General features: G+C 35.6%; 3 protein-coding genes. 1 reads left to right on the top strand and 2 read right to left on the bottom strand.

Annotated elements, in window-relative coordinates; translation table 11 throughout:
* Positions 1-406 precede the first annotated feature (406 nt).
* Positions 407-718 (top strand): conjugal transfer protein TraD, encoded by a 312-nt coding sequence (locus tag LJA86_RS20450; protein WP_203283026.1) that lies wholly within the window; start codon positions 407-409, stop codon positions 716-718.
* Between the two features lie 629 nt (positions 719-1,347).
* Here LJA86_RS20450 and LJA86_RS20445 read toward each other — a convergent pair.
* Positions 1,348-4,257: a type III restriction-modification system endonuclease gene (locus LJA86_RS20445; RefSeq protein WP_229226658.1), complete on the bottom strand. Its 2,910-nt coding sequence runs from the start codon at positions 4,255-4,257 to the stop codon at positions 1,348-1,350.
* Positions 4,258-4,259: 2 nt separating this feature from the next.
* Positions 4,260-6,203: a site-specific DNA-methyltransferase gene (locus LJA86_RS20440; RefSeq protein ID WP_117129314.1), complete on the bottom strand. Its 1,944-nt coding sequence runs from the start codon at positions 6,201-6,203 to the stop codon at positions 4,260-4,262.
* Between the last annotated feature and the right edge of the window lie 6 nt (positions 6,204-6,209).

Here is a 6,209-nt window from a genome sequence, read left to right as displayed (position 1 = left end):
CGCTTACCGCTCATGGGGACCTCTCTTTAAGTCATCTTAAATGACTCTGAGGTGTCTGTTAAACCCGTGGCGATTCAGTTAAGGCCAAAAACCAGAGTTTAAAAATAACAGGTGAAATTACTTTAATTGATTTGATAAAATAAGTAACGGGGAGAGTATCAGGTATTTAACGTTAGTGGTTGCACTCGTCTGTGTTGCAAAATTTTATTTTTGGCTTACTGGCGTGTTGTTTTTAAAACCAAAACACTATTTTTCGGGATAAATCCCATCATTAACAGGGCAAGCCTGTTCAGCAACTGATTGTCTGGAACTATCATCTAGCGCTGCTCAACCTTTTGCCTATGGTTTGACCTTTTCCTTTTTTAATTGTATTTCATGTTTTTAACAACTAAAAGGTGAAGTAATTATGAGTGATAATGATAAAAACAGAAAGCCAAGAACAGAAAAAACAATTAAGCAAAAAATAGCATCAGCGCAGATGCGTTTGAATCGCCTCAAGAGCAAAGAGAACTCTTTATCTAAAAGCGCTGAGACACGCCTGAAGATCATCCTTGGTGCTGAAGTTGCTAAAGCTGTGGGCTGTAAAGTAGAAGAGGTGGATAAAGAGTTAATATTAGGACTGATATTACAATCATTGAATATTAGTGTTGAAGATAAAGCAAGGCTAAAATTACGAGGAAAACGATTTCTTGAGGATATGGTTGGGAGGCAGAAGTGAAGTGTCTATGGCCGTGAGAAACTTCTATATAATTTGATGCTTTATCTTGACATGTATAACCTTATGATTTATTTAAATAGTAGGTGTTTTATCCTATGTTGATGTTCCGAGCGCCCCAATAAGCTGTGAGCCGAGCGATCCAGAGTGAATAGGATAGAAATAAAAATGCTATTATCTATCTCTGGCTCTTTTATAGGAAACAGCAACGGGGAAAGGAGTGTCAGCTAATAGCAGCCTTTCAAAATGCTCTCTGGTTGTTATATACCTTGTCCTCATATTCATAAATATAACATAAGATATAAAAGAGATAAGGCATCAGGAATTTTCTTTGATCCTCCAGACTTTTTATGGAGTATTAAATTTATTTGTGATTGGTGGCTATGGATAATATTTTTCAAATACAGGAAATATATTTGACAACCGATATTTAATATTGTATTTAATAAGTATTCCTTGAGAATATTCACTTCACTGAAGTGTCTGATTGCCCCGTATATGGGGAGTAGTTTACAGCCCAATGGGCCGATTGATGTGCCCCAAGTGTGGGGATATGTATTCTCTCCAATGGAGAGTTCCCTTTAAGGGAAAACGAAAGGGCCGTAAGGCCCTTTTCCATTTAAAAAATGTTATCATCCAACTTGTTTAATCAGTTCGGCTATTCTGTCTGCAGAAAATTGTGTTCTAAACTCGACTTTGACAGATTTACTTATTTGACTGAATAGTGCTTGTGCATGTTTTATCTTACGTTCTTCTTCAAGTCTTAAACTATCCTTCCCATCTACATTTTTTGTTTCGATAATAAAGTTTAAGTAATCACCTTTTTTTGTTTTGACAACATATGCAAAGTCAGGGGAGTACGTGTATCCGCCTGCTACCGGAATCTTAATGGAGTTCTTCGGTATCTTTGTAAAAACAGCTACAGACTGGATCTCTCCATCTGTTATGTTGAGCCTTTCAAGCTCTGAGTCATAAAAGACTTCTTCAAAAAGATAAGAATCCAACGGTGGTTTTGTGTTGTCATTCAATATACCAAGATCACTTGATAATACCTCACTCACAGGCTCACCGTCTGCATTAGTGAACTTTGTAGGATGAATTGAACCTGAAATCACATTATATCCAAGGCTGAATTTGTTAAATGAATTGTTCAACAAATACTTGCTAAAACCAGATTTAATCTTTCTGATTGTTTGAATGTTCAGGTATTCAGTGATATTGATAGTGTCTTTTATATCACAAAAAACCTTATGTAAGGTATCGTGTTTAGCAAAAATAGTTTGTGACAAGTTATCAAGAAATTCCCGATAGCTCATTGTGTTTAGTTTAGCAAAGTTATCATCGTCACTGACGATACTTTTCGACATTGCCGTATCATTATGAATATAAATTCTATCAATGCGAGTATGAACGCCTGATTTAGTGAATCTTTTTGTTTCTTCGAGCATAAATGACTTGAAAATGGATAAGAATTCATTTTCGCTATTTATTTTATACTCAATCACTGCTTTTTGATTTATCAAATCCCATAATTCTTTCAGCTCACTGAACTTACCAACACGCATTTTAGTCCGTCTTTTTCCATCAGTGGCTTTTTTAATTTTGCTTGGTTTCACTCCTGTAGGGAATGCTGCCGGATATTTAGCTTTTAAGCGGCTATAGGCATCTGAACCTTTGAAGTTTTCATTATCATCAATGATCCCATCATCAAAGATTTCATTCATGAGTGTTCTGGATGAAAGCTCAGGATACTGAGATAGTATTTTATCCTTAAGTTCTTGAGTAAACTTACTTGGAACTGTTTCTTTGAAAGAGCTATCGTTGACCTCTTTGACAAGAGAATCGACAAAATCTTTTTCCGTAAAATCAACATAATAGTTGAGAGTAAAATTGCGGTCTTTCACACGGCACATGTATTCATTCACTGGAAGACGTAAACCACGCCCTACCTCTTGAAGTTTAGATGTGGTGCTACCACTCGAACGGAGCTTACAAATCTGAAAGACATTTGGGTTATCCCACCCCTCACGCAACGTCCATTTAGAGAAAATGAAACGGCGAGGATTTTCTAAAGATAATAGAAGCTCTTTATCATGAAGGATTTCGTTGATTTCCTGCTCAATTTTATCATCTTTATCACTATTATCTTTTGAAAAATAACCACCATGAACAGAAGATATATCCTTAACAGTTTTTTCAAGGTAGTTTCTATAAAAGTCATCTTTCTCTGTTTCTAACAGTTCATTAGCTTCTGCCAAAACGTATTCTTCGAACTTAGTTTTCAGGCTTCCGGCAATATTATTACCATCACGATAGCCTTCAATGTCATCAATGAAGAAAAGAGTAAGAGGCTTTATGCGTGGCCTTTGTGTCAGATACTCTTTTTCCAACTTAAAGTGTTCTTTGACAGCTTTACGCATCATGTTATCAGCAAGTGTCTGATCGTAAGAGTAGGGGTTAATTGAACTACCAATTTTTAGTTCAATACCATTACTCAATACAGCAGTGCTCTTGTTTAAGGCATCCAGTGTTAAATCATGGATCGCACTATGCGTTTTAGATAGTGATTCACCTTTGGCTAACTTGAATTTTTTTCTATTACCATTTTCGTTTAGTTCAAAAGTGGCCTCTTTTCCGTCAGATTTAACAAATTTAAGATTAGCACTACCATCACCAACAATATCCTCAATGTATGCATCAATACCTTTAACAAGATCTTCATTGAACGCATCCACGGCTGTAAGACGATAAACTAAGTTCTTATAGCCTTCACTAAAAGTCGCGCCATAGCGGATGATATATTGAGCATTAAATTTTTCAATATTTTCCCATGTCTTTTTACCCGTAGGAAATTTATGAGGCTCATCAATGATGATGAATGGTTTTATCGCACTAAGTGCAGAAAATGGGGTATCAAACTGATTATCAAGCAAGCCAACATCATAAGTGTCAGTTAAAGACTTAGAGTTAATCATCCCTGAGTTGATCACAAGAACGTGTATATATTTCTTATTGAAATTACTTGCTTCAACAAAATCATGGATAGCTTGAGGCATATACGATTTTGTATTTTTACCCGAATTTTTCTGGCTTTCAACAACGTAAGTCTTTAGTTCACGCTCGTAATCGTCTCTAAAGTGTTCTTTTAAAGCATCGCTTTTTAAAAAGTTAACTGTTCCAGCTTTGATAGATAGGGTAGGAACAATGATGATAAACTTGTTAATACCAAATGATTTGTTCAGGTCAAAAATAGTTTTGGTGTAAGTATAAGTTTTACCTGTACCTGTCTCCATAGAAACATCAATTACGTTGCTTCTAGCATCGTAATTATCTTTTGAATGCTCAATACCATTGAACTCCTGAACATTTTTTATGTTGTTGTAATATTGTTGTTCAGATAGATTCAGTTCTGGGTTAGCTAACAGGCGAATAGCAACATGATCCGTCTGATGAGGTATGGCGGATACAAAGACATTCATCACCGCATCAACGCCAGCCTTTTGATGAGGTAAGTTCTTTTCGAATGTGAACCCTTTAGACATGATTAGTTCCTCACCACCAAATCCAAATCAATTGATTTTTTATTGGCATAACTTTTTAATGCTTCATTAAGTTCCATCTGTTTCGCACTTTCGAAGTTGCTGCCATAAAACACGACTTTATTTGGCGCAAAGTCTTTGTCTGTATCTAACTTTTGAAGTAAAGCTTTCAGGGCTTCACTGGTGAAGTTAGGTGCAATCAGATACAAACGACCATCGCACAAGTGCGCTTTGTAGCCATTAAGATCTACATCTTCAATTGTCGTTGTTAACAAACTACCATCATACACGCACCATGTAGTCAACAGGGTGTCGTACTGTGATTGAGTTAATACAACATCATCAAAGAAGGTATGGTTCGATAACGTAAGCTCTGACTCATCTTTTGTACGAAAATCATTGACTGTTTCAAATATTTTAAAACCTATATCCCCTCTATAATCAGGATTTTTAATCAGAATGCTCTTAGAGGCTTTTTTTATCCGTGATTTAGTAATTTCAAATATATTCTTATATCCAGATTTATATGCCTCGCTTCCACCATCACATTCTTCATCTAATTGAACTGAAATATAATTGATCATTTTTCCAGTTATTAGATTATGCTCTAATACTGCATGTGCAGTTGAACCAGAACCTGAGAAAAAATCTAATACTAGATCATTATTATTTACAATCATTGTTAGAATGGCATTTATCAATCCAATGGGTTTTGGATTAGGAAATACCTCTTTATTAAAGCCTAGAGTGACTAAGTCTTCAGTTCCTCTCTCGCTATTTGCAAATTTATGCGTCCACGAACTTGTTGGTTTTACTCTTTTATCTTCTGTTAAATAATCTTTAACAGCTATAGTCCATTTTGAACGGACAGACATATAACGTGGCTCTAGTAAATGACGTTTTTCTCTTGCTGAATCTAAACTCCATCGCCAGTTTCCATCAGATCCATCCTCACGTGTTGGTTTTATTAAAATATACCCATCCTTTTTTTCTTCTTTATATGTTGGGTAAAAATCCTTTGTTGTCTCATTATACATAAAATAATAGAATAAATTTGGCCGATCATCTCTCCTATCATTGCTTCCAGTTTTTCTTAAATCAATATACCTAAATTTATTTTCACCATCTGTGTTATTATATCGTTTTGTTACGTTTTCTTCTGGCTCCCACCCTAAAAAATCAATGTTTTCTTTTTTATAGCACAAGATATATTCATGAGAGCGAGCAATGTACTTGTCATCTGAGCGCCCTTTCGGATTATTGATGTTAGCAATATTTGAAATGAAGTTCATTTCACCAAATATCTCATCACATAAAACTTTTAATTGTGATTGTTCGTTATCATCAATTGAAATAAATATAACACCATCTTCGCGTAGAAGTTCGCGAGCAATATAAAGACGAGGATAAATGAATGTCAGCCATGCACTATGGCTACTTGAACCTTTTACAGTAAAATCGAGGATACGTGTAGCTTCATCAAGCTCGATACCTGCAAGTTCAGAAAGCTGTTCAGGTGTGAACTTGCGATCATCGTTATAGGCGAACCCATCAGAACCCGTGTTATATGGCGGGTCAATATAAATCATCTTTACCTTTTCAGCATAAGCATTAACCATGTGCTTTAATACTTCTAGGTTATCCCCTTTAATTAACAGATTCTGACTGTTTTTGTTCTCTTCACGTTGGTTATGGTCTTTATCTTCTGTGAGCAACGTCTTTGGCGGTAAGTTAGTCAACAGACGGGCATAGGATTTGCCCAGCCAGTTTAAGCTGTATGACTCTTTAGAGAATTCAATATCTGATGACTTGACGATCTCAAGCAACTTTTCTTGAATGAAAGCCCCATTTTTATCAAAACACTGTGGAAAGTTAGCCTTTAAAACAGCAACCTGCTTACTGTTAGCAGTTTCTACTTCTGAAAAAAGCGTTTCTTTTTGCATATCCATTTTAAA

Source organism: Enterobacter sp. TCD1-1 (assembly GCF_020567405.1).
Classification (GTDB): domain Bacteria; phylum Pseudomonadota; class Gammaproteobacteria; order Enterobacterales; family Enterobacteriaceae; genus Enterobacter; species Enterobacter quasiroggenkampii.
Note: the sequence above shows the minus strand (reverse complement) of the source record. Positions and strands in the feature narration are given on the sequence as shown.